Raw genomic sequence first — 25164 nt, 5'->3', positions numbered from 1 at the left:
TTAATACTCTCTTAAAATTCGGGATAATTGCTTGATTTTATCCTTATTTTTAATCCCGGGGCTTATTTCCAAACCGGAATTGAAATCCAAACCCAACGCTTTAACTTTCAAGGCTTTTTGAATGTTATCCAAATTAAGCCCACCAGCTAGCATGAAAGGCGTTTTGACATTTTCTAAAATTTCCCAATCAAAACTCACGCCATTGCCTCCCATTTTATCCCCCTTAGTGTCGTATAAGATTAGAGAGGCCTCTTTAGCTTTAGGCGCTAAATCGTTAGCGTCCATCACATTCACTACTTGCCAAATCGCACAAGTTTTAGGGAGTGCTTTTTTTAATTGAGCGATTTCTTTAGGCGAATAGCCATAAAGCTGCACCGCTTTTAAATCAAGTTTTTTGGCTATTTTTGCGATTTTTTTAACGCTATCTTTCACAAACACGCCCACAAAATCCAATTTTTTAACCGCTTTTGTGATTTTTAGGGCTTCTTTAGGCTTGATGTATCGGGGCGAAGATTTTTCAAAAATCAAGCCCCCATAAATAAAATGGTTTTTATAAACGGCTTTAGCGTCTTTAATTTTTGTAAGCCCGCACACTTTATTTTCGCCTAAAATCAATTTAATGCATGCTTTTTTCAAATCTTTTTGTGCCATTAGAGAACTGCCCACTAAAAAGCCATTCACATAAGGGGCTAGGGCTTTGATTTGCGCATGCGAATAAATACCGGACTCACTCACCACGAGCGCGTCTTTAGGCAAAAGGGGGCGTAATTTGAGCGTGTTGTTAATGTCGGTTGTTAGGGTGTGTAAATCCCTGTTATTGATGCCTATAATGTCGTATTGGAGTTTGAGTAAGCGCTCAATTTCTTGCTGGTTGGAAACTTCAGTTAAAACGCTCATGTTTAAGGATTTAGCGAGGTTGAAAAGCTCTAAATAGTTTTTATCATCTAACACGCTTAGCATTAAAAGCACCGCATTAGATCCCATAACCCTAGCGAGTTTGATCTGGAAAGCATCAATGATAAAATCTTTACACAAAATGGGATTAGTGGAATGCTGCGAAACAATCTTAATGTTTTCATAAGAGCCTAAAAAATGTTTAGAATCGGCTAAAACTGAAACGCAAGAGGCAAATTTTTCATAAGTTTTCGTTATTTCCAACAAGTCAAAATCTTTTCTGATCAAACCTTTAGAGGGCGATGCTTTTTTGCATTCTAAAATAAAGCTGGTTTTTTTTTCCAATAACGCTTTTTTAAAATCCCTGTCGCTTGGGGTTATGCTTGCGGGCAAGGTGTGATTTTTTTTGAGTGCAGAAACTTCTAAGAGCTTGTCTTTAAGGATGTTTTCTAACACGCTAGGCATGGCTTAACCTTATGATTTTTTGCAAATGCGTATAAGGCGCTTTGGTTTTTAAATGCTCTAAAGTCATGCCCACGCCCTCTTTTAAATCTTTAGCCCTATGGCTTAAATACAACAAACTCGCCACATTCGCCACAACCACCATTGTATGCGAATCTTTGCCTTTATTTTCTAAAATATCTAAGCACGCTTGAACGCTTTCTTGTGCGTTTTTAATCTGCAATTCTATCAAATCATAGGGGGGTAAATCAAAATCTTTAGCGCTCAAGTCATACTCTAAAATTTCATTATTTTTCAATTCACACGCATGCGTAATATCATGCAACACGATTTCATCCGTCCCCCCTCCATTAACCACCATCGCCCTTTTAACGCCTAAAGCCTTCAACGCTAGCGCCATGGTCTTGCACAAGGATTTGTCATACACACCTAAAAGCTGGATTTTTGGCCTTAAGGGGTTGATTAAAGGCCCTAAGCAATTAAAAATCGTTTTAGTGAAAAGCTCTTTTCTTAAAGGGGCGGATTTTTTAAAACTTTGATGGTATAAAGGCGCGAATAAAAACCCAAAATGCGTTTGTTTGAAGCAATTCTCTAACTGCGTGGGGTTCATTTCAATATTCACGCCTAAATTTTCTAACAAATCCGCGCTCCCGCTATGGCTGGACACGCTCCTTGATCCGTGTTTAGCCATAGGTAATCCCATAGAGCTGGCAATGAGTGCAGCAATCGTGCTGATGTTAATCGTTTTTAGCCCATCGCCCCCTGTGCCGCAATTATCTATTAAATCCAAACTGCTGTTAAAAGGCTTAGGGGCATGCTCTAAGAGCGTGGTTGCAGCAACGCTAATCTCCTTAAAGCTCTCGCCCTTGATTTTTAAAGCGCATAAAATGGCCCCAAGTTGAGCCGGGCTTACTTTTTCGTTGATAATAAGGGTGAATAACTTTTGGACTTCTTCATCGTTCAAGTCTTTTTGATGATAGAGGGCGTTTAAAATCTCTTTCATGATAACCCTCTTAAAAACCCCACGCTTTGCTCTAACAACGCCCTCCCTTGTAAAGTCATGATGCTTTCAGGGTGGAATTGATAGGCTAAAATTTTATCTTCTTCATTGATAATAGCCATAGGGATATTGTCATGCTCAGCGATCACTTCTAAATTTTTAGGCAACCCGCTTGCCATTAAAGAATGGTAACGCCCCACCACCATGCTCTCGCCTAAGCCTTTAAAAACGGCATGCTTTTTGAGCGCGATAGTCGTCGCTTTGCCATGCACGATTTCTTTACTCCTTATGATTTTAGCCCCATAGCTTTGCGCTAAAGCCTGTAAGCCTAAACAAACCCCTAAAATAGGGAATTTCTTTTTAGCCATTGTAATGATTTTTAAAAGATTGCCTGAACTATTAGGGTTACCAGGCCCAGGTGAGATGAACAATAAAGGGGTTTTTGATTCTTCATTCATCAAATCCATAAGGTAATCAGGCTCAATATCGTTTTGATAAACAGCCACTTCATAACCCAAACACTCTAATTCATACACCAAGTTATAAGAGAAAGAATCAAAATTATCTATAAAAAAGATTTTCATAAGCTTGTTTTCCTGATCGCATCAATAAGGGCTTGCGCTTTGGCTCTTGTTTCATTCGCTTCGTTTTGCGGCACGCTGTCTAACACGATACCGGCTCCTGCTTGGATCACTGCCCTATTGTTTTTAACAAAACATGAACGGATAGTGATGCAAGAATCCATAGAACCCTCGCTATTTAAATACCCCACGCTCCCCCCATAAGAGCCTCTCCTTTGCTTTTCTAGTTGGTAAATGAGCCTGATCGCAGAGATTTTAGGCGCTCCGCTGAGCGTGCCGGCGTTCATAAAACTCCTGTAAGCATGCAAACTATCGCACCCTTTTTTCAATTCCCCCACAACCCTTGAGACTAAATGCATGACATTGGAATACTTATCCACTTTTAAAAGCTTGTCGCAATAGCGTTTTTTTGAAACTCTGGCCATGTCGTTTCTGGCTAAATCCACTAGCATGATGTGTTCAGCCCTTTCTTTATAGTCGTGTTGCAAATCAAATTCCATTTTACTATCTAAATCGTAATCAATATTCCCTTGTTTGTCCTTACCTCTTAAACGGGTGCCAGCAATGGGATAAATTTCAGCCGTGTTGGTTAAAGCGTTGTATTTTAAGGCGCTCTCAGGGCTTGCCCCAAAAAGGATAAAATCGCTGTCTTTAATATAGAACATATAGGGGCTAGGGTTAGTTAGCTTTAAATGATAATACGCGCTCAAACCCTCCAAGCACTCCATATAAAAGCTGCGCGACAACACCGCTTGAAAAATCTCGCCTTTTTTGATTTCTTCTTGTAAGGATAGCACCTTTTTTTCAAACTCGCTATCATCGCAACTAACGCTAACTCCTGTGCTTTGCTTAGCTTTTTTAGGGATAAAGTCGCTTTTAATATTTTTAGCCAATTCTTTTAAATCCTGTAATTCTTTAGCTATCTCTGTTTTAAAGCGTTCATCAAAACACGCCCCCAAGATTTCAGCGCTTTTTTCTTTATGGTCTATGATGATCAAATTTTGTGCAACATAAAATATAAAATCATGCACGGTGTTGTCTTGCGCTTTTAAGTTAGGTAAATCTTCAAAAAAATTGAGCATTTCAAAAGAAAAAACGCCCGTGCTAAAAAGCGTAAAAGGGTGTTTAGGTTTTGTTTTAACGCTTTTAAAAAGCCCCCTTAAAGCGTCAAAAGGGCTAGGCTCAAAGAGTTTTAAAAACTCATCTTGGACTTTTTTATTTTTGGTGTAGGTTAAAGTTAGGGTGTTGTTTTGTATGGGCGTTTTAAAAAACGCGCTCAATTTTTGCAAAAACGCTCCGCCATTAGGCGTTAGGCTAGTGATAGTTACGATATTGTGGTTGCAAATTAGCTTCAAACAGGCTTTAGCCATTAATAGGGATTTGGTGTGTGCTTTGCTCTCAATCTCAGCGCTTTCAAAAAGCAAGGTGTGCTCGCACTCTAATTGTTCATAAAGAGCTAGGGGATAGGGAATATAAGGGGCTTTTTCTATAAGACTAACCATCAATTTCTTTACACTAAAAATAAACTCGTATTCTACAAGAAATAGATAAATGGGCAATAAATTAATATCCCTATTAGAGTTTGCAAGGGCTAATCTAACTTAAACTCAAATTGGATTTCTCAAGGCTCAATTTATGAGGAAATTAGAAATTTTAATTAGGAATGCGAAAAACCACTTTAATCAGATTAAACTTTTGAGTATTGTTAAGGTTGCTTGTGTGGCGCTTGTTGTCGTTATCTTTCTTGTGTGCGGCAAGAAAGATTGGGTGCGATAAATTCAATAATATTCTCGCTTTCTTTTTTGATGTCAATCAAACCCATATCGTTTGAGCCATTAGGCGGGGTGATGCCTAAAAAACGCTCATTAAAAGGCCGCCATCTGGTAATAGAGGCACTGAGTTCGTTAGGATAAAACCCAATAGATTGGTTGTCAAATAAAGCGTTCACATGCAAAGGGCCTGAAGCGTTCCCGATATAGACGGACAAATTCGCGCACAATTTGGCTAAATCCACTAAACTATGGCTCGTATCATAGAGATGAGCGAAAGGGACTTTTTTAAGGAGTTCTTCTGTGGCTTTCCTCTCGCCTGGCCCGCAAATAAGAATGATCTCACAACTTAAATTGTTGTGTAAACAATCAATCAGTTTGATAAAGTGTGAAGCAGGCAATACGGGCGAACTGCCTCCGCTATGCATATGCACGCCAATCCACAACAAACCAACATCAGCGTTGAGTTTTGAAGCGATGATGGATCGCTCTTTGGATTTGTCTTTAAGCTTCCATGCGATTTTTTTAATTGAAGCGTTAGGGAGGTTGTGATCTTTACAAAACACATGAATGAGATCCAAATTGTATTCGTATTCGGTTTTTAAACACAGCGATCGGCTTTGGCGCACGCTCTTTTGATACAGCCAAGAATAGATTTTAGTCTTTGGGGCTAGGATATAAGGAATAAATTTCCTCAAACTAAAAGCGAGTCTAGCGTTTTTAAAATTAGAAAATAAAAAGATAAGAGCGTCAATGGATTTACTTTTGAGAGTGGCGCTCAAATGGTTATCTTCTATAATGACTTCATCAATGAAAGGGAATTCTAAGGCTATTGGGGTGGTATAGCTAGGCACAACCACGCCCAAATACACTTCTTTGCCTTTTTCTAAAAAAGCTTGCTTTAGAGCGATTAAGGCGGGTATGGCTAAAATAAAATCGCCTAACTTATCGTTACGGATCACAAAAACTTTTTGAGAGTTTTCTTTATCTTTGCATTTTAAATCTTCAAACCCTACAAAATCCATAACTCCGCCTAAGAGATCAAATTTTTTGTCATGTTAGCAAAAATCGTTCTTATGCGATGGATAAATTTTATTTTTTATTCTGCCATGCTTTTATAGGCTCATCTTCCCATGTGCCATAGAGAGAGTTGGGTAAAATGATCCACTCTGTGCCGAATTTTTGAGCGTTTTGCAAGACTTTAGCCCGTTGTTCTTGGCTGTTTTTAGCGTCTTTAGCAAAAAGCGCGTCAAAATCATGCAAAGTGTCGCCCACTTGCAAAACAATCGCATAATTCTTAGCGACTAACTCCCGCCTAACGGCTTTAGGCTTGCCTTTTTCCTTTAATAAAACGGATTCTTCACTCACTTGGGGGAGTTTAAAGCTTTTGAGCGTTTTTAAAGTGAATGCCTTATTTTTTTGGGTGCGGTTAGAAATGTAAAAAATCTTAACACCCTTAGAATTAGCGTATTCTAAAAAGTCTAGCGCTCCAGGAATGAGCGTAAGAGAGCCTTCTTTTTCAAATTTATCCCAAGTTTCTGGGGTGTATTTAATGCAGTTTTTGACTAAATAGCCCGCATAATCAAAAGTGTTTAAAACGGTTTCATCTAAATCCAAGATAACGGCTGGCTTTTTGTCTTTAACGAGCTTGAGGTTATTGTCTAGGGCCATTTTTGCCATTTTGTAACTTTGCAATTGCAAGGCTCTAATTTCAGCGCTTTGCTGATGATACTTAACGCTTCTTGTTAGGGGCGAAACGCATTCTTTGGCATTTAACACACTCATCAAACTCAATCCTAATAAAACTGATGCAAGGGTCTTTTTTATCATAACAACACCTACCTAATGGGGATTTTTTGTATTATACCTTAAAACAGATGGTTAGGAGTATTTTACCATTAACCAATTTGTTGTATAGTTGGCGTTTTTAATTCAAAATGAAGTGAGGAAACAATGAAAAAAGCGTTAATGTTCACCCTTTTGGGCGTTAGTCTGGCGTTTGCAAAACCTTATACGATTGATAAGGCAAACTCTAGCGTGTGGTTTGAGGTCAAGCACTTCAAATTCAATGAAACAAGAGGCGTGTTTGATAGTTTTGATGGCAAAATTGATGCCGATCCTAATACCAAAGCTCTCAATGTTTTTGAAGGCAAAATTGATATTAAAAGCATTAACACTAGGAACAAAAAAAGAGATGACCACTTAAGGACAGCAGAGTTTTTTGATGCCATGAAATACCCCAAAGGGAGCTTTAAAATGACCAAATACGAAGATGGTAAAATCCATGGGGATTTGACTCTTCATGGCGTAACCAAGCCTGTCGTATTAGAAGCCAAAATCCAAGCCCCCTTACAAAACCCCATGAATAAAAAAGAATTCATGGTGCTACAAGCTGAAGGCAAAATCAACCGCAAGGATTTTGGTATCGGCAAAACATTTAACGATGCTGTCGTTGGAGATGAGGTAAAAATTGAGCTCAAACTAGAAGCTTACGCTCAATAATCGTTTTGCAAGAGATAGATATTTTCTTCTCTTGCGTTTTTCTAACGGCACAAAAACTTTTATTCAACTTTGATACGCCATATCCCAAAACTGGTATTCGTATTCGCTTGTAATGGTAAAAATCTCCTTTAATTTTTCAATTTCTTGTTTTGAAGAAGTGAGGGTGAGGGAATCAAGCAAATTGATATTCCAATTTACGCACGCTTGAAATTCTTTGGAACTATAGCCCTTAATCCAATGCCCATAAAAGGCATGTTCTAAAGCGTTGGGGATTTGGCTTAAATTTTGCGCGATCACTAAATAGCTCCAACCACAGGATAGAACAGCCGCCGCAACTTCTTTGATAGAACCCTTAAACCCTTCAGCGAGCATGTAGCTTGTATAGGATTTATTCGCTAGAGTGGGGCGCGCGTTTTGCAATTCTTTTGGAGTGATTTGAAGCTCTCTAATGTAATGGTTATGGATACTCATCTCGTTATTCAAAATATCCTGTATAGCGTTAGAAAACTCCCTCATCACCGCTTCATCATAAGCTTTAACCACGCCCAAAGCAAACACCTTAGCGTATTCTAAAAGAAACAGATAATCCTGAATAATATAAAAACGGAATTTATCTCTTTCTAAAGTCCCACGCCCTATGCCTTGAACGAACGGATGGGAAATACAATCCATCCAAATAGATTGCGCGTTTTGATACAGATATTGTGAAACTTGCATTTTTACACTCCTAAAATCAATTCAATACGCATTCTAACACGAAAGCTATCAACATGGTATAAAAATTTGTTGTTAAAAAGATTTGTGAGTAGGCTCTTGCTTTCAAAAATTGAACGCTGTATTAAAATATCTGTGATTTTGAATAGCGGTTAATGATATTATGGGGCTTGTATTGCCTTTATGTTGTTTAAGATTAGCATCCTTTGTAATCATAAAAAGGTTAATTCCATCTCGCTCTGTAGGTTTTGATTTTTAGAAGTTTTTATTATGGGAACTTGTAGTATGGCACTTACAAGATAGGAGTCAATCTTAGATGCATGGTTTCAAACCTATTACAGAGCGAGATGGAATCAACCTTACTATTTATGATTGGTTTAACCTCTGTATGAAGTCATATCGACCAAAACTCAAAATAGTTTAGCATAAAAATAAAAAAGCGTCTAATATATTCAAAATAGGCGTTCAATTTTTAAGCGGTTGGTGTAAAAACGCAATTAAAGGCTTTAATGCTTGAAACTTAACGCTCTAAAACGCTTAAAAAATGCTAAAACCATAAAACTAATGATTTACTTTAATCTTGTAATTTGTGAATAAACAAAACGTCTACTTATCTTTTTTGTGATCTTTTGCTGATCTGTAACAATGCTTTTAATAGGGTTGTGGTATAAATATTCTTATCAAGGTGTGCAAAACATGCCTTGAATCTCAATTGATGAAAGGATTTGTTATGAGTGGATTAAGAACATTTAGTTGTGTAGTGGTTTTATGCGGTGCAATGGCTAATGTGGCTATAGCTGGTCCTAAAATAGAGGCAAGGGGTGAATTTGGCAGATTTTGGGGGGGAGCTGTTGGTGGTGCAATTGGGGGTGGTGTTGGTGGTGCAATGGGGGGAGCCGTTGGTGGTCCTGCGGTTGGTTGGGCTGGCAGATTAGTTGGTGGTTCTGTGGGGAGAGAGTTTGGCAGAGAAATAGGCGATAGGGTGGAAGATTTTATCCGTGGCGTTGATAGAGAGCCACAAGCCCCAAGAGAACCCACCTATGATCGTCATTTCGTGTATGATAGGTAGCTTTGGGGGAGAAAGGAGAGAGCATGAACATCAAAAAGCGTTTGAGCGACTGGGAATATCAATGGGCAGTGGCTCTAGTCTATACGATATGTATCTCCATAAACGCTAGGATTTTTTATGACATAGATGGTTCAGCTAGCGATTCGATTTTTGACCCTAAAAATAGCTATTATATGTGGCTAGTGGGTCTAATAGCGGCTTTGTTGTCTAACCTTTTATTTGACCCACGAGGTAGGGATTGTTATAAATCTTTCCAAGTAAGATACCCTAGGTTTCTCAAAGCCATTTTTAAGGCTAGGTTTTTTGGCGCGTTTTATAACGCTGTGTTAGGATCAAGGCTAAGGGATTTTTATGTGATGCTTTTAACGATGCCCTTTATTGCCGCTATCCATGAGGTTTCGGCGTATTGCGGGCATCCTAGCAACTTCCTTGTAGAGGGTTTGGTCATTCTTGGCCTTGTGTGTGTTTTTGGGATTTGTTCTAGGCTTTGCGCTAAATTAGGGTGGTGATTTAACCCAAATGTCATTAAATGGAGGGGGGAGTAAAAAATTAAAGAAACTTTAAAGCGCGTTCTCACTGATTTGTGTTACAATAAGGAGCATTTAAGGGGTGCTTTTTAAAAACGCTCAAGTTTTTAAAAGGCTGAGATCAAACCCATAGAACTTGTCAAGGTAATTCTTGCGTAAGGAATAGCATGTTAATAACCACCCAACTATCCAAACGATTTTACGCCACACTCATTCTTTCTTGCGTGTTTTTAACCATCACTAATATCCTTGTCAAAGGCTCGTTTATCAATCTTTTAGCGGGGCTTAGTGGGGTTTTGTATGCGTTTTTTGCCGGAGAAAGGCAAACGATTTGCTTTGTGTTTGGTCTTGTTTATAATTTGAGTTACGCTTATGTCGCTTATCAGTGGAAATTAAACGCTGATGTGATTTTATGCCTTTTTTTGTATATGCCAGTAACGATTTATGGGCTATTCGCATGGAAAAAAACAGAGCAGCATGAGGGCGTTATCAAGGCTCAAAAACTTCCCAAAAATTGGCGTTTTGCGCTCATTTTAGGCATAGGGGTTTTAACTTATGCGAGTGCTTTGTTTTTTAAAGAGATTAAAACGAATTTTTTATGGGCAGAGAGTTTTAATTTCGTCATTTTTATTATTGCTTTTATTTTACAAGTTTTGCGCTATATAGAAAATTATGCGCTAGTAACTTTGGGGAATATCGTGTCCATTATCGTGTGGTTTTGTATTTTTCAAATTTCTACAGAGAGTTTGGTGCAACTCTTCACAACGATTCTATACCTTTTTATTGGCTTGTATTATTTTAACCGCTGGAACCAGTCATGCAAGCAGTGATTTTAGCGAATGGGGAATTTCCTAAATCCCAAAAATGCTTAGACATTCTAAAAAACGCTCCCTTTTTAATCGCATGCGATGGGGCTGTTATATCATTGCATGCGCTTCAATTCAAACCCAGCGTTGTTATAGGCGATCTAGATAGCATTGATTCGCATTTGAAAGCCTTGTATAACCCTATATGCGTGAGCGAACAAAACAGCAACGATTTGTCCAAAGCCTTTTTTTATGCTTTGAATAAAGGCTTTGATGACTTTATTTTTTTAGGGTTGAATGGCAAGCGAGAAGATCACGCTTTAGCGAACACTTTTTTATTGTTGGAGTATTTTAAATTTTGCCAAAAAATCCAATCCGTAAGCGACTATGGTCTTTTTAGGGTGTTAGAAACCCCTTTCACTTTACCTAGTTTTAAAGGGGAACAAATCTCGCTTTTTAGCTTGGATCTTAAAGCCCGATTCACTTCTAGAAACCTCAAATACCCCTTAAAAGACTTGCGTTTAAAAACGCTCTTTTCTGGATCGCTCAATGAAGCTACAGATAGTTATTTTAGCCTTAGCTCTACACCTAAATCGGTGGTGTTGGTGTATCAAAAATTCTTATGAGCGGGTTTTGTTAGGCAAGTTTTTAGTATCTGTATATTGAAGTTAAGGAGCATTTGAAAGGGTTAGGTATAGAAAGATTGATTCAGTCTCGCTTTGTGTGGAAAAGGCGGTCGGATTTTGCGTTTTCATTATGCATTGTGTGGCGGACACAATAATAGGAGTTCATATTTTTTCAACAAAACCACTACAAAGCGAACAAATCAACCCATCACCTACATCGGCTAAAATCCAAAGCAGTTTAGCATAAACGAATAGCCAATATCTAGCGTGTCTCAAAATACGCTTGAATCCATCTGGCTCAATCTCCAGCAGTTTGATTTCTTAAAACCATCAAACCAAATTAGAAGCCTTAATAAAAATGCAAGAAATACCGCTCAAGTAAAGACAGAAAAATCTATTTGAACGATGAAGTTTAGGCGATTCAAGAATATAACAGGGTCATTAAAGGGTGGGATAAAAGCCAGTGTGAGTTTTGAGTTTATTTTGATTTTTTAAAAATGGGGTTTTTAGTTACTTTATTTTTGCCGTTTTGAGATTATCGCTTAACTAAGCTCTTTTATATTTTGATCACAGAAAATGCTTTTTAGATTTTTTAAATTTCATGATCAATAAAACAAAGTCAAAGCTTTTGAGTGCTTCTTTTAAAAGGATAAGATCAAAGCGATAACCACCAACCAAGACTAAAACTCAGTCAGTGGGTTCATCGCATTTCACACAAATTCAATGGTGGCTAGAGTGGAAGCGTCCCCTCTTCTAAAAGTGGTGCGTTGGATCCTGGTGTATCCGCCATTCCTTTGCGCGTATTTGGGCGCGATTTCAGTTACAAGCTTGTGGGTGGCTTCTTTGTTTTGCAAATACGCAAAAACATGGCGGTGCGCGTTAAAATCGCCCACACGAGCTGCTGTCGTTAATTTCTCAATGTAACTGCGCAATTCCTTAGCCTTATAAATCCCTGTTTCAATTTTGTTATGCTCAATCAAAGCGATCGCTAAATTCTTTAATAACGCCTTCCTGTGCGAGCTGGTTCTCCCAAGCTTGCGGTATCCGTGTTTGTGTCTCATCAGTCGTTACCTCCTTTATCTTCTAATTTTTCTAATCTTTTCTTTAAACTCTTTCTTTGTTCAGGGCTCAATTCTGTGCCTACCGGATAGCCCAAATCATTCAATTTTTCAGCGATTTCATCATAGGATTTTTTGCCCATGTTTTTCACGCCTTTAAGCTCTTCTTCGCTCATCAAAACCAATTCACCTACATACTTGATGCCGATTTTATCCAAGCAATTAAAACACCTAGCGCTCAAATTCATGCTTTCAATCTTAGCGCTCAAATCTTTAGCGTCATCTCTTTGAGCGTAATCGCCTGAATACTCCGTATTAGCAATGGGCCTTTCGCCAAAAACGCCTAGTTGCTTGCTCATCACTTTCACCGCTGACAAAAACGCTTTATAAGGGTCAATCTGCCCATCTGTTTCAATATCAAAAATGATTTTTTCATAGTTGGGATCGCCCTCAACCAAAACATTTTCAATCTCATAAACGACCTTTTTAATCGGCGTGAAAGAGCCGTCTAGCGGCATGTAGCCCTCAGGCATCAATTCCCTTGTGTTTTCGCTTGGGACATACCCCATCCCTTTATAGATAATGAGCGAAAAATTCAATTGAGCGTCTTCGTTGATCGTGGCTAGGGGCATTTCCGGATTGACGATTTCTATCTGCTCAGAATTCAAATCTCTAGCCCTAAGTTCCATAGGCCCTTTAAAAGAATAATCCACCACAACCGATTGGTTTTCTAAAGAGCTATCCTGCCCCACTAACGCCTTGGCTATAAAGCGGATATTCTTTAAATTCATGATAAAAAGCGACACGTCTTCAGTAACTCCCCTTAAAGAGTCAAACTCATGATGAACGCCTTCGATCTTTAAACCTACAGGAGCATACCCCACAGAGCTTAAAAGTAAGAGTCTTCTAATAGGGTGAGCGAGCGTAACAGCGTAACCAAACTCAAATGGAGCCAGAGAAATCTTAACCCGATTGCCCTCTTTCTCTAGCACCTTAATTTCTGATGGGATCAAAGGTGCTGTTTTGATAACTTTCATGCTCTAACCCCTTACTTAGAATACAATTCTACAATGAGTCTTTCTTCAATAGGGACAACCACCTCTTCTCTTTCAGGGTAGCGGGTGAAGATGCCGTATTTTTTATCTTTTTCCACATCAATCCATGGCACAATCCCTGTTTGAGCTGTCAATTCCATCGCGTGCACCACTTGAGGGTTGCTCTTGGTTTTTTCTTTGATCTCAATTTTTTGTCCTGAACGCACGAAATAAGAGGGAATATCCAAACGCTTACCATCCACAAGCACATGCCCATGCGTTACCAATTGCCTAGCAGAGCTTCTAGTGGTCGCAAACCCCATGCGATAGACGACATTGTCCAATCTTCTTTCAATCAAGCGGATAAGGTTTTCACCTGTATTGCCGTCCAAGCGATTGGCTTCCACAAAAATACTCCTGAATTGCTTTTCAGAAATGCCATACATCATCTTAGCTTTTTGCTTTTCTTTCAATTGCAACCCGTAATCAGAAGTCTTAGCACGCCTTTGCCCATGCTGGCCTGGCCCATAAGCCCTTTTATCTAACGCACTCTTCCCGCTCAACCGCCTTTCACCTTTTAAAGCTAAAGAAACCCCAAAACGCCTTTCTAGTCTCTCTACTGCACCTCTATATCTTGCCATAAAGCCTCCTTACACTCTTCTTCTTTTAGGGGGTCTGCAACCATTATGAGGGAGCGGGGTGATGTCTTTAATCCAAAGCACTTTAACGCCCTCTATTGCGCCCACGCTCTTAATAGCGGTCTCACGCCCACTACCTGGCCCTTGAACCTTAATGCCCACTTCTTTAACGCCATGCTCTTTAGCCTTGCTTAGAGCGCTTTCTACAGCTTGTTGGGCCGCATAAGGGGTGGATTTTTTAGAGCCTTTAAACCCTAAACCGCCCGCCGTGCTCCAGCAAATCACATTGCCCATTTCATCAGTGATCGTGATGTTGGTGTTGTTAAAGGTCGCTGAAATATAAACAACCCCTCTCGCAATATTCTTTTTGACTACTTTCTTTTTAGCCGTTACATTTCTCTTAGCCATTAAATCATCATCTCCTTATCCGCTACTTGCTACCCACGGTTTTTTTCTTACCCTTACGAGTCCTAGCGTTATTTTTGGTGGTTTGGCCTCTCACAGGAAGACCCTTACGATGCCTGATCCCACGATAATTCCCTAAGTCCATTAAAGATTTAATATCCATTTGAACTTTTTTACGCAAATCGCCCTCTACTAAGTAGCTTTGCTGGATTTTTTTAGCGATACTAGACACTTCATCTTCGCTCAATTCATGCACGCGCTTGTCAAAAGAAATGCCTACCGCTTCTAAAATCTCTCTAGAACTCTTAAGCCCAATCCCATAAATATAGGTAAGGGCATACTCTACTCTCTTCTTTTTTGGTAAATCCACACCAGCAATCCTTGCCATGCTTTATCCTTGTCTTTGTTTGTGTTTAGGGGTAGCGCAGATCACTCTAATAACGCCCCTTCTTTTAATGATTTTGCACTTATCGCACATCTTTTTCACTGATGGCCTGACTTTCATGATTTTTCTCCTTTGAAAAAATTAGGCACTACTAAAAACTTTTATACTAACATATTTTCATTGAAATAACCCTTAAATTCATTTATATCTAAAAGTTATCCGACCCTTGTCTAAGCTATAGGGCGTAAGCTCTAGCTTGACCCTATCGCCTAAAGCAATCCTAATGTAGTGCATGCGCATCTTTCCAGAAATACGGCACAACACCACATGCTTGTTGTCTAACTCCACCTTAAAAGTGGCGTTAGGCAACGCCTCAATCACTTTCCCATCCACTTCTATAACATCATCTCTTGCCATTAACGCTCCGTAAGAATCACTGCTTTATTGCCAACTATGGCGATAGTATGCTCATGGTGGCTTGTGTTAAGCCCATCCACTGAAACCACGCTCCACTTATCCGCTAGTATTTTAGGCTCGCCCTGTTTTTGACACACCATAGGCTCTAAACAAAATACCATGCCCTCTTTGATTTTAGGACCGCTATTAGCTTTGACGCCTTTTTCTAGGTAGTTGGGGATTTCTGGCTCTTCATGGGGTTTTTTACCAATGCCATGCCCGCAAAATCCCTTCAAAGGCACAAAGCCTCTTTCTACAATAGCGCCCTCTAAAATCTGACTCAACTCTTTAAAATGCATGCCCACTCTAATTGAGCTAATGGCATGCATCAAGCTCTCTTGAGAGCAAGCGAGCAATTTTTCATCTTGCGGGCTTATCGCACCTATGGGAAGCGTGAGGGCTGAATCGCCATAATAGCCATCCACCTCCACCCCCAAATCCAAGCCTATAATATCCCCTTCTTGTAAAACATAATCCGTAGGAATGCCATGAATGACCACCTCGTTTAAGGACATGCACACAGAGTTAGGGAAACCATAAAGCCCCTTAAAAGCAGGTCTAGCATGAGAGGATTTGATAAAATCTTCAGCCATTTTATCCAACTCTAAAAGTGAAACCCCAGGCCTTACTTCTCGCTCTAAAAGGGCTAACGCTTGTGCGGTCAATTCCCCGGCTTTTCTTAGAGCTTTGATTTCTTTTGGGCTTTTAATAGAGATCGCCATTAAAAGCCTACCGCACTTAAAGTTTTATACTTGCTCATATAAATCTGTGCTTCAATCTTTTTCATGGTATCAATAGCGACTTGAACCACAATCAGCACCGCCGTGCCTCCAAAATAAAAAGGCACGCCCATAGCCTTAACTAAAATCCAAGGCACGGTAGAAATGAGCGCTAAATACAACGAACCCCACAAAGTGAGCTTACTCGCCACAGAATTTAAAAACGATGAAGTCCCCTCTCCAGGCCTAAGCCCTGGAATATACCCACCATTACGCCTTAAATTATCCGCAATATCCTTAGAATTGAACACGATAGAAGAATAAAAGTAAGCGAAAAAGATAATGAGTAGGAACATCAAAATATTATACGCATACCCTTGCGGGCTTAAAAAATCTGCAACCGCTTGCAAGGTTTTGTTGCTTGTGGCTTGCTGTAAGATCGTAGAAGGGAATACGAGCAGAGCTGAAGCGAAAATAGGGGGGATCACCCCGCTTAAATTCAACTTAATGGGAATGTAATTCATGATGCGCTTGTTTTGGTTTTGCATCACCACTTTACGCGCATAAGAAATAGGGATCCTGCGCTCGGCTAATTCCACATAGATGATCGCAAAAATCGTCGCTAAAACAATCAGCACAATACCGATGAGCATTAAGATATTAATAACGCCCGTATTGACCAAGTTGAATGTGCCTGAAATAGCTGATGGGATCCCTGAAACAATCCCGGCAAAAATAATAAGGCTGATCCCATTCCCCACGCCCCTTTGCGTGATTTGCTCCCCTATCCACATGAGCAGCATCGTCCCTGTAAGCATAGAAAACGCTGAAACGATCATAAAAACTTGCATATCAATCATGATCGCTCCATTGGCTCCTCCACTAATGCTCCTTAAACCCACTGAAACGCTCACCGCTTGGATTAGGGTGATTAAAATGGTTAAATAGCGCACGATTTGCATGTATTTTTGCATGCCGTCTCGCTCTTTTTTCATTTTAGCCAGGTTAGGGAAAGTCGCGCTCAAAAGCTCCATGATAATGGAAGAAGTGATATAGGGCATGATACCCAAAGAGATGATGCTCAAGCGAGAAACCGCATTCCCGCTAAACATGTTAAACAACCCCAAAGCGTTGTTGGAATTGCTGTCAAAAAAAGCCTTGATCGCTGCTAAATCTACGCCAGGAATGGGGATATAAGCTAAGACTCTGTAGAGAAATAAAAAACCCAAAGTGATGAGTATCTTACTAGCAATAGCTTTATTCATATTAACTTATTCCTCTTAAATCAAGCTGATAAGGGCATTACTTCTGCCCGCTTGTTTTGATTCTCTCATCTTTAATTTTAGAAGCTAGGTTTTTAGCGTCTTTACCGATCAATTTCACGCCTTCAATATAAAGGGGGAAATGGTGTAAAGCGCGCAAGCTTGAAAAAGTGATTTCTTCTAAATTTTTAATCGCTTCATTCTTTTCCACATTGATAGAATAGATATGAGAATCTTTAGTCCTAAAACCTATTTTAGGCAAACGGCGTTGTAAGGGTTGTTGCCCTCCTTCAAAGCCTCTTTTAGCCTTATAGCCTGTCCTTGCGGTTTGGCCTTTACCGCCTCTTGTGGCCGTTTTTCCCATGCCGCTTCCTTGACCACGGCCCACTCGTTTGATTTTTTTAACGCTACCTTTAGCCGGTTTTAAATTTTCTAATCCCATTATCATATCCTTTTTAACTACGCCTTGATTTTTGCTAAAGCGTCAAAAGTCGCGCGCACCACATTATAGGGGTTGTTGGAGCCTAAAGATTTGGTTAGAATATCCTTAATGCCTGCTAATTCCACGATAGGGCGCGTTGAACCCCCAGCAATCACTCCCGTTCCCTCACTTGCCGGTTTGAGTAAAATACGGCTTGCGTTGTATTTATGCTCAATATCATGAGCGATAGTCGTGCCTTTAATCGTTACATGAATCAGGTTTTTAAACGCATCATCTACCGCTTTTTTAATCGCATCAGGGACTTCCTTAGCCTTGCCCAAACCAAAGCCTACAAGCCCATTTTTATTGCCCACAACCACTAAAGCGTTAAAACGAAACCGCCTACCGCCCTTAACCACTTTGGTTACACGGCCAATATTCACAACGACTTCTTGAAACTCTTCTCTGTTAATCTCTTCCATACCTTTCCTTTCTGTCATAGAGCGATCCCGTTCTCTCTCAAGCTTTCAGCAAACGCTGCCACCACGCCATGATAGAGATAACCATTCCTGTCATAAACCGCTCGCTCAATCCCTGCTTTTTTCAATTCTTCAGCAAAGAGAGCGCCTAATTTTTTAGCGTCTTCTTGCGTGTTTTTAAAACCCATTTTCCTGCCATCAATATGCGTTATGGTGCTTTGTTTAACATCATCGATCGCTTGCGCATAGAAATAGCGATTCGAACGAAAAACGCTCACCCTAGGCCTTAATTTATCGCCCAAGAGTTTGCTTTTAATCCTTAATTTTCGGCGATCCCTTAAGGCTTTCTTTTTATACAATGCTTTTGCGTTCATCACTCCACCTTATTTATTTTTTAGCTGTTTTACCAGCTTTTCTAATAATGACTTCATTGCTGTATTTCACGCCCTTGCCCTTGTATGGCTCTGGGGGTCTGAAGCTCCTGATTTCAGCGGCGACTTGCCCTACTTTTTGCTTATCGCTCCCTTTGATAGTGATCGTGTTTTTTTCCACCACCATTTCAATCCCTGCTGGAATGGGGTATTTCACCGGGTGGCTAAAACCCAAACTCAAATCCAAAGTTTTATTGCCCAAAGCCACCTTATAGCCCACGCCATTGACTTCTAAAGTCTTACTGAAACCAGTGCTTAAGCCTGTTACAATGTTGTTGGCTAACGCCCCATAGGTCCCCCAATAAGCCCTAGACTGCGCGTCTTCGCCCACAGGCTGGAAGCTCAATTGGTTGTTTTCAAGCGTGATCTTCACGCGGTTGTGAGTTTCTAACTCATGCTTTTCTTTGCTGTTTTTAAAAAGAAGCTTGCTCCCTTCAACGCTCGCTTGCACAGAGCTTGGAATTTCAATGATTCTTTTCCCGATTCTTGACATTTCTAATCCTTTACCAAATGCTGCAAAGCACTTCGCCACCGACATTTTGTCTGTAAGCTTCTTCGTTGGTGATCACCCCTTTAGAAGTGCTTACCACAATCACGCCATAGCCATTTTTAAAGCGCTTCAACTCGTTTTTTTGTTTATACACACGACGACCAGGCTTGCTTAAGCGCTTCACTTCGCTGATTTTTGAATGCCCTTTTTCATCATAAGCCAATTGCACATAAACCGATTGCTTCTTGTCTTTATCCTTGACATTGAAATCTTTAATGAAACCTTTTTCTTTAAAAATCTCTAAAATGGAAACCACGATCTTTGCGTAATAAAGCTGTGTGAATTCTAAGCGGCGCATAGAAGCGTTTCTCAAACGAGTTAATGAATCTGCAATTATATCATTTACCATATCTTATCCTTACCAACTGGCTTTTCTCAAGCCTGGGATGAGTCCCTCACTGCCCATTTTTCTAAGGCACACCCTACAAAGTCCAAAATCCCTATAAACCGAATGAGGTCTCCCACAAATGCGGCATCTGGTATAAGCCCTTACTTGAAATTTTGGTTTCCTTTGAGCTTTTGCGATCATTGATTTTTTAGCCATATTAACCCCTTATCTCACTTTTGCAAAAGGCAATCCAAGCAATTCTAACAACTTGAACGCTTCTTTATCGTTGTCCGTAGAAGTTACCATAGTGATGTTCATGCCATGACTGACCATAATATCATCATAAACCACTTCCGGGAAAATCAATTGCTCATTGATCCCAAAGGTGTAATTCCCACGCCCATCAAAACCATTTCGTGAAATCCCTCTAAAATCTTTCACTCTGGGTAACGAAATCACAATCAGCTTTTCTAAGAAATTATACATGCGTTTATTCCTTAAGGTAACTTTCGCCCCTACCGCCATGCCTTCTCTGATCTTAAAGCCTGCAACGGATTTTTTCGCTTTAGTGATAACCGCTTTTTGACCTGCAATCAAAGAAATCGTTTGCGCGATATTTTGCATGATTTTCATGTCTTTTGCATGAGCCCCAGCGCCCACGCTGATAACGATTTTTTCTAGCTTGGGTAAAAGCATGGGGTTTTTGATGTCTAATTCTTGAGCGAGTTTTGTTCTCACTTCACTTTGATAAAATTGTTTCAAACCAAACACTACCTAACTCCTTAAGCTTTTTTCACATTAGAAATGTGCATGGGCTTTTCTTTATGGATAAAGCCCCCTTTAGGGTTATCATCAGTGGGTTTAATCGCTTTTTTCACCACCTTACACCCTTCAACAACCACTTGAGAAGTCTTAGGCAACACCGCTAAAACCTTAGCGACCTTACCCTTATCGTCTCCTGCAATGACTTTCACCATGTCATTTTTTTTGATTTCGCTTTTCATTATACAACCTCCGGCGCTAGAGAAATAATTTTCATGAAATTAGCGTAACGCACTTCTCGGCTCACTGGCCCAAAAATCCTTGTGCCAACAGGATCTTTTTTAGCGTCCAAAATCACCGCTGCATTGTCATCAAAACGCACCAAAGAACCATTTTTCCTTTGGATTTCTTTTTTCGTTCTCACCACAACGGCTTTGACGACTTGACCGCGTTTCACCTTGCCATTAGGGATAGCTTTTTTCACAGAAGCCACGATCACGCTACCCACGCTCGCATAGCGTTTGTGGCTGCCTCCTAACACCTTAATGCACATGATTTCTTTAGCGCCGCTATTGTCAGCGACATTCAATCTTGTAAAACTCTGTATCATGCTTATACTCCCACTACTAAAATTTCTTTAAGCGTGAAGGACTTGGTTTTAGAAAGCGGTCTGCATTCAATCGCGCTCACAAAATCCCCTACTTTCACCTGATTGTTTTCATCATGGATGGTGTATTTTTTGAACTTTTTAACAATCTTGCGGTATTTTTCATGCACCACTTTTCTTTCCACAAGAATCACAGCGCTTTTTTCAGCAAACTTGCTGATAACCTTGCCTTGCACCAGCCTTTTATGCGGCTCTTTCGTATTCATTGCCTACCCTTTTTTACTCAACGCTAGAAGAATAATGCGCATTAATGGCCGTGTTAATGCGAGCGATATTTCTTCTGGCTTTCTTAATCTCGTTAGGATTACTCAATTGCATAGCCTTTAACTTAACGCGCAACTCAAAAAGCTCCGCTTTCTTAGCATGCAACAACTCTTCTAATTCCTTGATACTCTTATCTTTCAATTCAGTATATTTCATTTTCGCTCTCACAAGTTACAATTTTGGTTTTAAAAGGAAGTTTGCTCTGAGCTAACGCTAAAGCTTCTCTCGCTAGTCCTTCTTCAATGCCTAGCATTTCATAAACGATTCTGCCCGGCTTGATATTCATCACCCATTTTTCCACAGAGCCTTTACCTTTACCCATCCTGGTTTCTAAAGGCTTAGCGGTCAAAGGCTTATCAGGGAACACTCTAATCCACACCTTACCCGCTCTTTTAATGTGCCTTGTCATAGCCACCCTTGCGGATTCAATCTGGCGTGAATCAATCCTCCCATGCTCTATGGCTTTAATCGCAATATCCCCAAACGCAATAGAGTTACCACGATGGGCTTTCCCACGATTGCGCCCTTTCATTTGCTTTCTGTATTTTGTTCTTTTTGGCATTAACATGATTATTGCCTCCCTCTTCTGCTTCTTCTAGGCTCTCTTTCTTCTTTAGCCTCTTCTTTTTTCTCAAATTGGATGCCTTTTTGCAAAACTTCCCCTTTGAAAATCCACACTTTCACGCCAATAATACCATAGACCGTCATCGCTTCAGCAAAGCCATAATCAATCTTAGCCCTTAAAGTGTGTAAAGGCACGCGCCCTTCCATATACCATTCAGTGCGGGCGATTTCAGCCCCTGCTAAACGGCCAGAAACGCACACCTTGATCCCTTTAGCGCCGGATTTTAACGCCGCTTGCATGACCTTTTTCATCGCGCGGCGGAAAGCGACCCTTTTTTCTAGTTGGGTGGCCACATTTTCTGCGGCTAATTGCGCATCAGCTTGGGGGCGTTTGACTTCTTTAATATTAATGGAGACTTCTTTTTTGATGAGCGTTTTTAGGCCTTCTTTGACTTTTTCAATATCCACGCCTTTTTTACCGATGATAAGCCCTGGGCGAGCCGCTACGACCGTAACGCGCAGTTTTTTAGCCGCCCTTTCAATCACAATCTCGCTCACGCCAGCGTAATAAAGCTCTTTTTTAAGGAATTTCCTAATCTTATTGTCTTCATCAATATTGCTTGGAGCGGTGCGAGCGCTAGGGAACCATCTGGAAGTCCAATTCCTATTAATACCTAATCTTAAACCTACCGGATTAACTTTTTGTCCCATGCCCTACTTACCTTCTGCTTGATTTTTTTTATGGCTTTTAGAAGATTTCATTTCTTTCCCTTCTGCTACTTCTACGAATACATGAGATGTTGGCTTTCTAATGGCTGTGGCTCTGCCTTTAGCCCTTGGAATGGAGCGCCTAAGCACAGGGCCAGCATCCACTCTGCAAGAAACAATCAGAGCGCTTTTGGCGTCTAAAGAGCCGTTAGCGACCGCAGAAGCCACTACTTTTGAAAGCACTCTAGCCGCTTTATTGGGCGTAAATTCCAAACTAGCGATCGCTAATTCAGCGTTCATGCCTTGAATCTGTCTTGCAATCAATCTGGCTTTAGTAGGAGATAACCGCACAAATTTTAATAACGCTTTACTCATTCTACCCCCTTACTTGCCAATCTTTTTTTGGACACTGCCTTTGTGCCCTTTAAAAGTTCTTGTAGGAGCGAATTCCCCTAACTTATAACCCACATGGTTTTCTGTGATATACACAGGGACAAAAACCCTTCCGTTATGCACATTATAAGTAAAACCAATCATTTCAGGCAAAATGGTGCTTCTTCTAGACCATGTTTTAATCGGGCGGTTATCCTTACCCTCTTTTGCCTTGAGCGTTTTTTTCATCAAATGGTCGTCTATAAAAGGACCCTTTTTAATTGACCTAGACATTCTTTAACCCTTTATTTATGTTTCTTTCTGGAAATGATGAGCTTGTCGCTAGCTTTTTTCTTTCTAGTTTTATAGCCCTTAGCTGGAGTGCCCCAAGGCGATACAGGATGACCGCTTGTCCCTGTTTTACCCTCACCCCCACCATGCGGGTGATCCACTGGGTTCATCGCGCTACCACGAGTTTGTGGGCGAATCCCTCTGTGGCGGTTACGCCCTGCTTTACCGATAGAGACATTGATAAAATCCTCATTCCCTACCACGCCAACACTCGCCATGCATTCGCTTAGAATGTAGCGCATTTCAGAGCTTGGCATCCTAAGGATAGTGTATTTATTTTCTCTACCCATGATTTGAGCGCTCATCCCAGCGCTTCTGGCTAATTGCCCGCCAGCCCCCGGATGCATTTCAATGTTATGCACCACCGTTCCTATAGGGATATTTTTTAACTTCATCGCAAAGCCTACTTTAATATCCAAACCGCCTTCAGCAGCGATAACGCTATCGCCCACTTTCAAACCGCTTGGCTGTAAAATATAGCGTTTGTCCCCATCAGGATAGACTACAAGAGCGATGCGCGCGTTTCTGTAAGGATCATACTCAATCGCAGCCACTTTCCCTTCAATATTGTATTTGTTGCGTTTGAAATCAATAATGCGATAGAGTTTTTTAGCCCCTCTCTCTTTGTGGCGGCTGGTGATGCGCCCGTTATTGTTTCTCCCTGCTGTTGCTTTAAGCTTAGTGAGTAAGCCTTTGACACTGCTTTTTGCGGTAATGTCTTTAGAGTCCAACACCGACATGAAGCGTCTGCTTGGGGTGTAGGGCTTATAAGTTTTAATCGCCATAACGCTTTCTCCTTTCTACGCGCCAAGGGCGGCAATGCTAGCGCCCTCTGGAACTTTCACATAAAATTTCTTAAACGACTTTCTTTGTCCAAGCTTCCCTCTAAAGCGTTTCACCTTACCTTCTTGTTTCAAAGAATTGATTTTCAAAGGCTCAAAGCCAAAGTAAGTTTTAAACACTTCTTTGAGCTGGTTTTTAGTTACATGTTGAGCCGTTTGGACCACTAAAACACCTTTTTCTTGCAATCCTAATGACTTTTCAGTGTAAAGAATTGACTTTATATCCATGATGTCTGCCATTTTTTACTCCTCTGTCTTATCTTGCACCACATGCTGAAACGCCGCTTCTTCCATCATCACAGAGCTAAACGCCGCTAAAAGATAAGCGTTTAACTCGCTCACATCAACAATAAGGCATTTTTTAAGGTTACTAAAGGCTAACTCGGTGTATTCGTCCATGTTCATGCACACAAACAAAGCGTCTCGTTGATCTAAAGCCTGGAACATTTGGTTGGCTTCTTTAGTCAAATGCTTTCTTTTATTGTCTTCAACCACGCCTTTTATAGCGATCTTTTCCACCACAAAAAGCTTATTCGCTTGCGCTTTTTCTTCTAAAGCGTATTCTAAAGCCAAGCGTTTTTGTTTTTTATTGATCTTAAGGTTGTAGTTGCGCTTATTCGTAGCCCCATGAGAGACACCCCCACCCACAAACACAGGCGAAGTGATGCTCCCTGCTCTAGCCCTTCCGCCCCCTTTTTGCGCCCAAGGCTTCCTACCGCCCCCGCTCACTTCAGCGCGGTTTTTACTTTTAGCGGTATTAGCGCGCGCAGAAGATAAATAATGTTTCACATAAAGATAGAGGTTATGGCTGTTGATACCCTCATATCTTTTAGGTAACTCCACGCTACCCTTTTCTTTCAAATGGCTGTCTAAAACGATGGCCTTACTCATATCAAACCCTTTATATTATATTCAATGTATGGTTTTATACCGCTCTAATGCGTCCATAAGCCCCAGAAAAGCCGGCCACTGAACCCTTTAGCACTAACACCATACTTTCTTTATCAAAAGAGAGCACCTCGTTTTGGCAAGTAACTAGCTCATTGCCATAATGCCCTGCCATTTTCCTACCCTTTTGCACTCTTCCTGGCCATTCTCGGTTACCAATAGAACCAGGACGGCGATGGAATCGGCTCCCATGCGCTGCAGGCCCGCCTTGGAAATTCCAACGCTTCATCACCCCCGCAAAGCCTCTCCCCTTCGTTTTAAAGCTCGCTTTAACCCTTTTAAGCGTTTCTAAAGCGCTCAAATCCAAATCGCCCAACTCTTGTTGTTGGGAAGCTTTTAAGGTAGCGAAATGGTTAAACTCTTTGCTGAGTTGGTATTTCTTTTGCTGGCCTTCAATCGCCTTATTGTGTTTTTTATGCATCGCATAGGCCACTAAAGCTTTCCCATTTTCTAGCTGGCACACTTTCGCTTGCAAGACTTTAAGCAAGGTTACAGGCGTGCTGTTAGCGTCAATCGTGCGGCTCATGCCTATCTTTTGAACTAAAAATTCCATATCTAACCCTTATTTTA

40 protein-coding genes are annotated in these 25164 nt (G+C 40.6%); 5 read left to right on the top strand and 35 right to left on the bottom strand.

All coding sequences use genetic code 11. The annotated features are described in order from the left end of the window. From trpCF to QT76_RS05080, 6 genes are all read right to left on the bottom strand, one after another. On the bottom strand, nucleotides 1-1359 hold the full coding sequence (gene trpCF, locus QT76_RS05105; protein WP_033616852.1) for a bifunctional indole-3-glycerol-phosphate synthase TrpC/phosphoribosylanthranilate isomerase TrpF: 1359 nt from the start codon (nucleotides 1357-1359) through the stop codon (nucleotides 1-3). Next, nucleotides 1352-2359, bottom strand: coding sequence for an anthranilate phosphoribosyltransferase (gene trpD, locus QT76_RS05100; RefSeq protein WP_033616851.1), 1008 nt, complete (start codon nucleotides 2357-2359; stop codon nucleotides 1352-1354). Before trpD ends, trpCF begins: the two co-directional genes overlap by 8 nt. Then, nucleotides 2356-2940, bottom strand: coding sequence for an aminodeoxychorismate/anthranilate synthase component II (locus tag QT76_RS05095; protein ID WP_033616849.1), 585 nt, complete (start codon nucleotides 2938-2940; stop codon nucleotides 2356-2358). The genes trpD and QT76_RS05095 overlap by 4 nt, the downstream gene beginning before the upstream one ends. Then, nucleotides 2937-4439 (bottom strand): anthranilate synthase component I, encoded by a 1503-nt coding sequence (gene trpE, locus QT76_RS05090; protein ID WP_033616848.1) that lies wholly within the window; start codon nucleotides 4437-4439, stop codon nucleotides 2937-2939. Before trpE ends, QT76_RS05095 begins: the two co-directional genes overlap by 4 nt. Before the next feature lie 233 nt (nucleotides 4440-4672). Further along, entirely contained in the window at nucleotides 4673-5731 is a 1059-nt protein-coding gene (locus tag QT76_RS05085) for a glycosyltransferase family 9 protein (protein WP_033616847.1), read from the bottom strand. Nucleotides 5732-5798: 67 nt separating this feature from the next. Then, nucleotides 5799-6536: a 5'-nucleotidase, lipoprotein e(P4) family gene (locus QT76_RS05080; protein WP_033616846.1), complete on the bottom strand. Its 738-nt coding sequence runs from the start codon at nucleotides 6534-6536 to the stop codon at nucleotides 5799-5801. A 123-nt stretch (nucleotides 6537-6659) separates the two neighbouring features. On the opposite strand from QT76_RS05080, the gene QT76_RS05075 reads away from it, so the two are divergent. After that, a complete protein-coding gene (locus QT76_RS05075) occupies nucleotides 6660-7208 on the top strand; it encodes a YceI family protein (protein WP_001930662.1) in 549 nt (182 codons plus the stop codon). 63 nt (nucleotides 7209-7271) lie between these two features. Here the strand turns inward: QT76_RS05075 and tenA are convergent, their stop codons facing one another. Then, a complete protein-coding gene (tenA, locus tag QT76_RS05070; RefSeq protein WP_033616844.1) occupies nucleotides 7272-7925 on the bottom strand; it encodes a thiaminase II in 654 nt (217 codons plus the stop codon). A 712-nt stretch (nucleotides 7926-8637) separates the two neighbouring features. Between tenA and QT76_RS05065 the strand changes: the two genes are divergently transcribed. The 4 genes from QT76_RS05065 to QT76_RS05050 all read left to right on the top strand — a co-directional run bounded on the left by QT76_RS05065 (nucleotide 8638) and on the right by QT76_RS05050 (nucleotide 10950). Beyond that, a complete protein-coding gene (locus QT76_RS05065; protein ID WP_033616842.1) occupies nucleotides 8638-8991 on the top strand; it encodes a hypothetical protein in 354 nt (117 codons plus the stop codon). Nucleotides 8992-9014: 23 nt separating this feature from the next. Beyond that, nucleotides 9015-9500: a hypothetical protein gene (locus QT76_RS05060; protein ID WP_033616841.1), complete on the top strand. Its 486-nt coding sequence runs from the start codon at nucleotides 9015-9017 to the stop codon at nucleotides 9498-9500. Nucleotides 9501-9685: 185 nt separating this feature from the next. Then, nucleotides 9686-10348: a nicotinamide riboside transporter PnuC gene (pnuC, locus tag QT76_RS05055; RefSeq protein WP_033616840.1), complete on the top strand. Its 663-nt coding sequence runs from the start codon at nucleotides 9686-9688 to the stop codon at nucleotides 10346-10348. Then, entirely contained in the window at nucleotides 10336-10950 is a 615-nt protein-coding gene (locus QT76_RS05050; protein WP_033616839.1) for a thiamine diphosphokinase, read from the top strand. Before pnuC ends, QT76_RS05050 begins: the two co-directional genes overlap by 13 nt. A 710-nt stretch (nucleotides 10951-11660) precedes the next feature. On the opposite strand, the gene rplQ is transcribed toward QT76_RS05050, so the two are convergent. The 28 genes from rplQ to rplC all read right to left on the bottom strand — a co-directional run bounded on the left by rplQ (nucleotide 11661) and on the right by rplC (nucleotide 25147). Continuing rightward, nucleotides 11661-12011, bottom strand: a complete 351-nt coding sequence (rplQ, locus tag QT76_RS05045) for a 50S ribosomal protein L17 (protein ID WP_001216119.1) — start codon at nucleotides 12009-12011, stop codon at nucleotides 11661-11663. Then, entirely contained in the window at nucleotides 12011-13045 is a 1035-nt protein-coding gene (locus QT76_RS05040) for a DNA-directed RNA polymerase subunit alpha (RefSeq protein WP_033616837.1), read from the bottom strand. Before QT76_RS05040 ends, rplQ begins: the two co-directional genes overlap by 1 nt. A gap of 11 nt (nucleotides 13046-13056) precedes the next feature. Continuing rightward, nucleotides 13057-13683: a 30S ribosomal protein S4 gene (rpsD, locus tag QT76_RS05035; protein WP_000135243.1), complete on the bottom strand. Its 627-nt coding sequence runs from the start codon at nucleotides 13681-13683 to the stop codon at nucleotides 13057-13059. A 9-nt stretch (nucleotides 13684-13692) separates the two neighbouring features. After that, complete coding sequence (rpsK, locus tag QT76_RS05030; RefSeq protein WP_001129286.1) at nucleotides 13693-14088, bottom strand: 30S ribosomal protein S11; 396 nt, start codon at nucleotides 14086-14088, stop codon at nucleotides 13693-13695. 22 nt (nucleotides 14089-14110) lie between these two features. Continuing rightward, the gene (gene rpsM, locus QT76_RS05025) at nucleotides 14111-14473 is read right to left on the bottom strand and encodes a 30S ribosomal protein S13 (RefSeq protein WP_000090809.1); all 363 of its coding nucleotides are present in this window, start codon (nucleotides 14471-14473) and stop codon (nucleotides 14111-14113) included. 3 nt (nucleotides 14474-14476) lie between these two features. Next, entirely contained in the window at nucleotides 14477-14590 is a 114-nt protein-coding gene (gene rpmJ / locus QT76_RS05020; RefSeq protein WP_000868339.1) for a 50S ribosomal protein L36, read from the bottom strand. A gap of 78 nt (nucleotides 14591-14668) precedes the next feature. Next, a complete protein-coding gene (gene infA / locus QT76_RS05015) occupies nucleotides 14669-14887 on the bottom strand; it encodes a translation initiation factor IF-1 (protein WP_000090248.1) in 219 nt (72 codons plus the stop codon). After that, nucleotides 14887-15648 (bottom strand): type I methionyl aminopeptidase, encoded by a 762-nt coding sequence (gene map, locus QT76_RS05010; RefSeq protein WP_001018143.1) that lies wholly within the window; start codon nucleotides 15646-15648, stop codon nucleotides 14887-14889. Before map ends, infA begins: the two co-directional genes overlap by 1 nt. Further along, nucleotides 15648-16910 carry a preprotein translocase subunit SecY gene (gene secY, locus QT76_RS05005; protein WP_001030187.1) on the bottom strand — a complete coding sequence of 421 codons (1263 nt, stop codon included), beginning with the start codon at nucleotides 16908-16910 and terminating at the stop codon, nucleotides 15648-15650. Before secY ends, map begins: the two co-directional genes overlap by 1 nt. Before the next feature lie 37 nt (nucleotides 16911-16947). Beyond that, the gene (gene rplO, locus QT76_RS05000) at nucleotides 16948-17349 is read right to left on the bottom strand and encodes a 50S ribosomal protein L15 (RefSeq protein WP_000522167.1); all 402 of its coding nucleotides are present in this window, start codon (nucleotides 17347-17349) and stop codon (nucleotides 16948-16950) included. A 17-nt stretch (nucleotides 17350-17366) separates the two neighbouring features. Next, nucleotides 17367-17810, bottom strand: a complete 444-nt coding sequence (gene rpsE / locus QT76_RS04995) for a 30S ribosomal protein S5 (RefSeq protein WP_001860543.1) — start codon at nucleotides 17808-17810, stop codon at nucleotides 17367-17369. A 14-nt stretch (nucleotides 17811-17824) separates the two neighbouring features. Beyond that, the gene (rplR, locus tag QT76_RS04990) at nucleotides 17825-18181 is read right to left on the bottom strand and encodes a 50S ribosomal protein L18 (protein WP_000991865.1); all 357 of its coding nucleotides are present in this window, start codon (nucleotides 18179-18181) and stop codon (nucleotides 17825-17827) included. 13 nt (nucleotides 18182-18194) lie between these two features. Next, complete coding sequence (rplF, locus tag QT76_RS04985) at nucleotides 18195-18731, bottom strand: 50S ribosomal protein L6 (RefSeq protein ID WP_000086604.1); 537 nt, start codon at nucleotides 18729-18731, stop codon at nucleotides 18195-18197. A 10-nt stretch (nucleotides 18732-18741) separates the two neighbouring features. Further along, nucleotides 18742-19137: a 30S ribosomal protein S8 gene (gene rpsH / locus QT76_RS04980; protein WP_000245805.1), complete on the bottom strand. Its 396-nt coding sequence runs from the start codon at nucleotides 19135-19137 to the stop codon at nucleotides 18742-18744. Between the two features lie 9 nt (nucleotides 19138-19146). Continuing rightward, nucleotides 19147-19332 carry a type Z 30S ribosomal protein S14 gene (locus tag QT76_RS04975; protein WP_001085694.1) on the bottom strand — a complete coding sequence of 62 codons (186 nt, stop codon included), beginning with the start codon at nucleotides 19330-19332 and terminating at the stop codon, nucleotides 19147-19149. Between the two features lie 9 nt (nucleotides 19333-19341). Next, the gene (gene rplE / locus QT76_RS04970; protein ID WP_000467400.1) at nucleotides 19342-19887 is read right to left on the bottom strand and encodes a 50S ribosomal protein L5; all 546 of its coding nucleotides are present in this window, start codon (nucleotides 19885-19887) and stop codon (nucleotides 19342-19344) included. Nucleotides 19888-19898: 11 nt separating this feature from the next. Further along, a complete protein-coding gene (gene rplX / locus QT76_RS04965; protein WP_000834238.1) occupies nucleotides 19899-20120 on the bottom strand; it encodes a 50S ribosomal protein L24 in 222 nt (73 codons plus the stop codon). Continuing rightward, on the bottom strand, nucleotides 20120-20488 hold the full coding sequence (rplN, locus tag QT76_RS04960; RefSeq protein WP_000616110.1) for a 50S ribosomal protein L14: 369 nt from the start codon (nucleotides 20486-20488) through the stop codon (nucleotides 20120-20122). The genes rplX and rplN overlap by 1 nt, the downstream gene beginning before the upstream one ends. A gap of 2 nt (nucleotides 20489-20490) precedes the next feature. Beyond that, a complete protein-coding gene (rpsQ, locus tag QT76_RS04955; protein ID WP_001092746.1) occupies nucleotides 20491-20751 on the bottom strand; it encodes a 30S ribosomal protein S17 in 261 nt (86 codons plus the stop codon). A 13-nt stretch (nucleotides 20752-20764) separates the two neighbouring features. Further along, entirely contained in the window at nucleotides 20765-20965 is a 201-nt protein-coding gene (gene rpmC / locus QT76_RS04950) for a 50S ribosomal protein L29 (protein WP_000877884.1), read from the bottom strand. After that, on the bottom strand, nucleotides 20952-21377 hold the full coding sequence (gene rplP, locus QT76_RS04945) for a 50S ribosomal protein L16 (protein ID WP_000928961.1): 426 nt from the start codon (nucleotides 21375-21377) through the stop codon (nucleotides 20952-20954). Before rplP ends, rpmC begins: the two co-directional genes overlap by 14 nt. A gap of 2 nt (nucleotides 21378-21379) precedes the next feature. Further along, nucleotides 21380-22084: a 30S ribosomal protein S3 gene (gene rpsC, locus QT76_RS04940; protein WP_000529967.1), complete on the bottom strand. Its 705-nt coding sequence runs from the start codon at nucleotides 22082-22084 to the stop codon at nucleotides 21380-21382. 3 nt (nucleotides 22085-22087) lie between these two features. Further along, entirely contained in the window at nucleotides 22088-22456 is a 369-nt protein-coding gene (rplV, locus tag QT76_RS04935) for a 50S ribosomal protein L22 (RefSeq protein ID WP_000030349.1), read from the bottom strand. A gap of 9 nt (nucleotides 22457-22465) precedes the next feature. Then, nucleotides 22466-22747 (bottom strand): 30S ribosomal protein S19, encoded by a 282-nt coding sequence (rpsS, locus tag QT76_RS04930; RefSeq protein WP_000091385.1) that lies wholly within the window; start codon nucleotides 22745-22747, stop codon nucleotides 22466-22468. An 11-nt stretch (nucleotides 22748-22758) separates the two neighbouring features. Beyond that, nucleotides 22759-23589, bottom strand: a complete 831-nt coding sequence (rplB, locus tag QT76_RS04925; RefSeq protein WP_000985811.1) for a 50S ribosomal protein L2 — start codon at nucleotides 23587-23589, stop codon at nucleotides 22759-22761. A 15-nt stretch (nucleotides 23590-23604) separates the two neighbouring features. Continuing rightward, a complete protein-coding gene (locus tag QT76_RS04920) occupies nucleotides 23605-23886 on the bottom strand; it encodes a 50S ribosomal protein L23 (protein WP_000763611.1) in 282 nt (93 codons plus the stop codon). Nucleotides 23887-23889: 3 nt separating this feature from the next. After that, a complete protein-coding gene (gene rplD / locus QT76_RS04915) occupies nucleotides 23890-24537 on the bottom strand; it encodes a 50S ribosomal protein L4 (protein WP_033616834.1) in 648 nt (215 codons plus the stop codon). 34 nt (nucleotides 24538-24571) lie between these two features. Beyond that, complete coding sequence (gene rplC, locus QT76_RS04910; RefSeq protein ID WP_000395323.1) at nucleotides 24572-25147, bottom strand: 50S ribosomal protein L3; 576 nt, start codon at nucleotides 25145-25147, stop codon at nucleotides 24572-24574. Between the last annotated feature and the right edge of the window lie 17 nt (nucleotides 25148-25164).

The organism is Helicobacter pylori SA37A (assembly GCF_000476015.1).
GTDB lineage: Bacteria > Campylobacterota > Campylobacteria > Campylobacterales > Helicobacteraceae > Helicobacter > Helicobacter pylori_DB.
Note: the sequence above shows the minus strand (reverse complement) of the source record. Positions and strands in the feature narration are given on the sequence as shown.

Bases quoted from the DNA above. Each gene is read 5' to 3' on its own strand.
- rpsD (WP_000135243.1), bottom strand. From the start codon at position 13,683: ATGGCAAGATATAGAGGTGCAGTAGAGAGACTAGAAAGGCGTTTTGGG.
- rplQ (WP_001216119.1), bottom strand. From the start codon at position 12,011: ATGAGACACAAACACGGATACCGCAAGCTTGGGAGAACCAGCTCGCAC.
- map (WP_001018143.1), bottom strand. From the start codon at position 15,648: ATGGCGATCTCTATTAAAAGCCCAAAAGAAATCAAAGCTCTAAGAAAA.
- rpsM (WP_000090809.1), bottom strand. From the start codon at position 14,473: ATGGCAAGGATTGCTGGTGTGGATTTACCAAAAAAGAAGAGAGTAGAG.
- rpsC (WP_000529967.1), bottom strand. From the start codon at position 22,084: ATGGGACAAAAAGTTAATCCGGTAGGTTTAAGATTAGGTATTAATAGG.
- secY (WP_001030187.1), bottom strand. From the start codon at position 16,910: ATGAATAAAGCTATTGCTAGTAAGATACTCATCACTTTGGGTTTTTTA.
- QT76_RS04975 (WP_001085694.1), bottom strand. From the start codon at position 19,332: ATGGCTAAAAAATCAATGATCGCAAAAGCTCAAAGGAAACCAAAATTT.
- QT76_RS05095 (WP_033616849.1), bottom strand. From the start codon at position 2,940: ATGAAAATCTTTTTTATAGATAATTTTGATTCTTTCTCTTATAACTTG.
- tenA (WP_033616844.1), bottom strand. From the start codon at position 7,925: ATGCAAGTTTCACAATATCTGTATCAAAACGCGCAATCTATTTGGATG.
- rpmJ (WP_000868339.1), bottom strand. From the start codon at position 14,590: ATGAAAGTCAGGCCATCAGTGAAAAAGATGTGCGATAAGTGCAAAATC.
- QT76_RS05050 (WP_033616839.1), top strand. From the start codon at position 10,336: ATGCAAGCAGTGATTTTAGCGAATGGGGAATTTCCTAAATCCCAAAAA.
- rpsE (WP_001860543.1), bottom strand. From the start codon at position 17,810: ATGGAAGAGATTAACAGAGAAGAGTTTCAAGAAGTCGTTGTGAATATT.
- rplN (WP_000616110.1), bottom strand. From the start codon at position 20,488: ATGATACAGAGTTTTACAAGATTGAATGTCGCTGACAATAGCGGCGCT.
- rpsS (WP_000091385.1), bottom strand. From the start codon at position 22,747: ATGTCTAGGTCAATTAAAAAGGGTCCTTTTATAGACGACCATTTGATG.
- QT76_RS05065 (WP_033616842.1), top strand. From the start codon at position 8,638: ATGAAAGGATTTGTTATGAGTGGATTAAGAACATTTAGTTGTGTAGTG.
- infA (WP_000090248.1), bottom strand. From the start codon at position 14,887: ATGGCAAGAGATGATGTTATAGAAGTGGATGGGAAAGTGATTGAGGCG.
- rplF (WP_000086604.1), bottom strand. From the start codon at position 18,731: ATGTCAAGAATCGGGAAAAGAATCATTGAAATTCCAAGCTCTGTGCAA.
- rplV (WP_000030349.1), bottom strand. From the start codon at position 22,456: ATGAGTAAAGCGTTATTAAAATTTGTGCGGTTATCTCCTACTAAAGCC.
- trpD (WP_033616851.1), bottom strand. From the start codon at position 2,359: ATGAAAGAGATTTTAAACGCCCTCTATCATCAAAAAGACTTGAACGAT.
- rplC (WP_000395323.1), bottom strand. From the start codon at position 25,147: ATGGAATTTTTAGTTCAAAAGATAGGCATGAGCCGCACGATTGACGCT.
- rplP (WP_000928961.1), bottom strand. From the start codon at position 21,377: ATGTTAATGCCAAAAAGAACAAAATACAGAAAGCAAATGAAAGGGCGC.
- QT76_RS05075 (WP_001930662.1), top strand. From the start codon at position 6,660: ATGAAAAAAGCGTTAATGTTCACCCTTTTGGGCGTTAGTCTGGCGTTT.
- QT76_RS05040 (WP_033616837.1), bottom strand. From the start codon at position 13,045: ATGAAAGTTATCAAAACAGCACCTTTGATCCCATCAGAAATTAAGGTG.
- rpsH (WP_000245805.1), bottom strand. From the start codon at position 19,137: ATGGTAAATGATATAATTGCAGATTCATTAACTCGTTTGAGAAACGCT.
- QT76_RS04920 (WP_000763611.1), bottom strand. From the start codon at position 23,886: ATGGCAGACATCATGGATATAAAGTCAATTCTTTACACTGAAAAGTCA.
- pnuC (WP_033616840.1), top strand. From the start codon at position 9,686: ATGTTAATAACCACCCAACTATCCAAACGATTTTACGCCACACTCATT.
- rplX (WP_000834238.1), bottom strand. From the start codon at position 20,120: ATGAAAAGCGAAATCAAAAAAAATGACATGGTGAAAGTCATTGCAGGA.
- trpCF (WP_033616852.1), bottom strand. From the start codon at position 1,359: ATGCCTAGCGTGTTAGAAAACATCCTTAAAGACAAGCTCTTAGAAGTT.
- trpE (WP_033616848.1), bottom strand. From the start codon at position 4,439: ATGGTTAGTCTTATAGAAAAAGCCCCTTATATTCCCTATCCCCTAGCT.
- rplO (WP_000522167.1), bottom strand. From the start codon at position 17,349: ATGGGATTAGAAAATTTAAAACCGGCTAAAGGTAGCGTTAAAAAAATC.
- rplD (WP_033616834.1), bottom strand. From the start codon at position 24,537: ATGAGTAAGGCCATCGTTTTAGACAGCCATTTGAAAGAAAAGGGTAGC.
- rpsQ (WP_001092746.1), bottom strand. From the start codon at position 20,751: ATGAATACGAAAGAGCCGCATAAAAGGCTGGTGCAAGGCAAGGTTATC.
- rpsK (WP_001129286.1), bottom strand. From the start codon at position 14,088: ATGGCTAAGAGAAATGTAACGGCTAAAAAGAAAGTAGTCAAAAAGAAT.
- QT76_RS05085 (WP_033616847.1), bottom strand. From the start codon at position 5,731: ATGGATTTTGTAGGGTTTGAAGATTTAAAATGCAAAGATAAAGAAAAC.
- rplR (WP_000991865.1), bottom strand. From the start codon at position 18,181: ATGAACGCAAAAGCATTGTATAAAAAGAAAGCCTTAAGGGATCGCCGA.
- QT76_RS05080 (WP_033616846.1), bottom strand. From the start codon at position 6,536: ATGATAAAAAAGACCCTTGCATCAGTTTTATTAGGATTGAGTTTGATG.
- rpmC (WP_000877884.1), bottom strand. From the start codon at position 20,965: ATGAAATATACTGAATTGAAAGATAAGAGTATCAAGGAATTAGAAGAG.
- rplB (WP_000985811.1), bottom strand. From the start codon at position 23,589: ATGGCGATTAAAACTTATAAGCCCTACACCCCAAGCAGACGCTTCATG.
- QT76_RS05060 (WP_033616841.1), top strand. From the start codon at position 9,015: ATGAACATCAAAAAGCGTTTGAGCGACTGGGAATATCAATGGGCAGTG.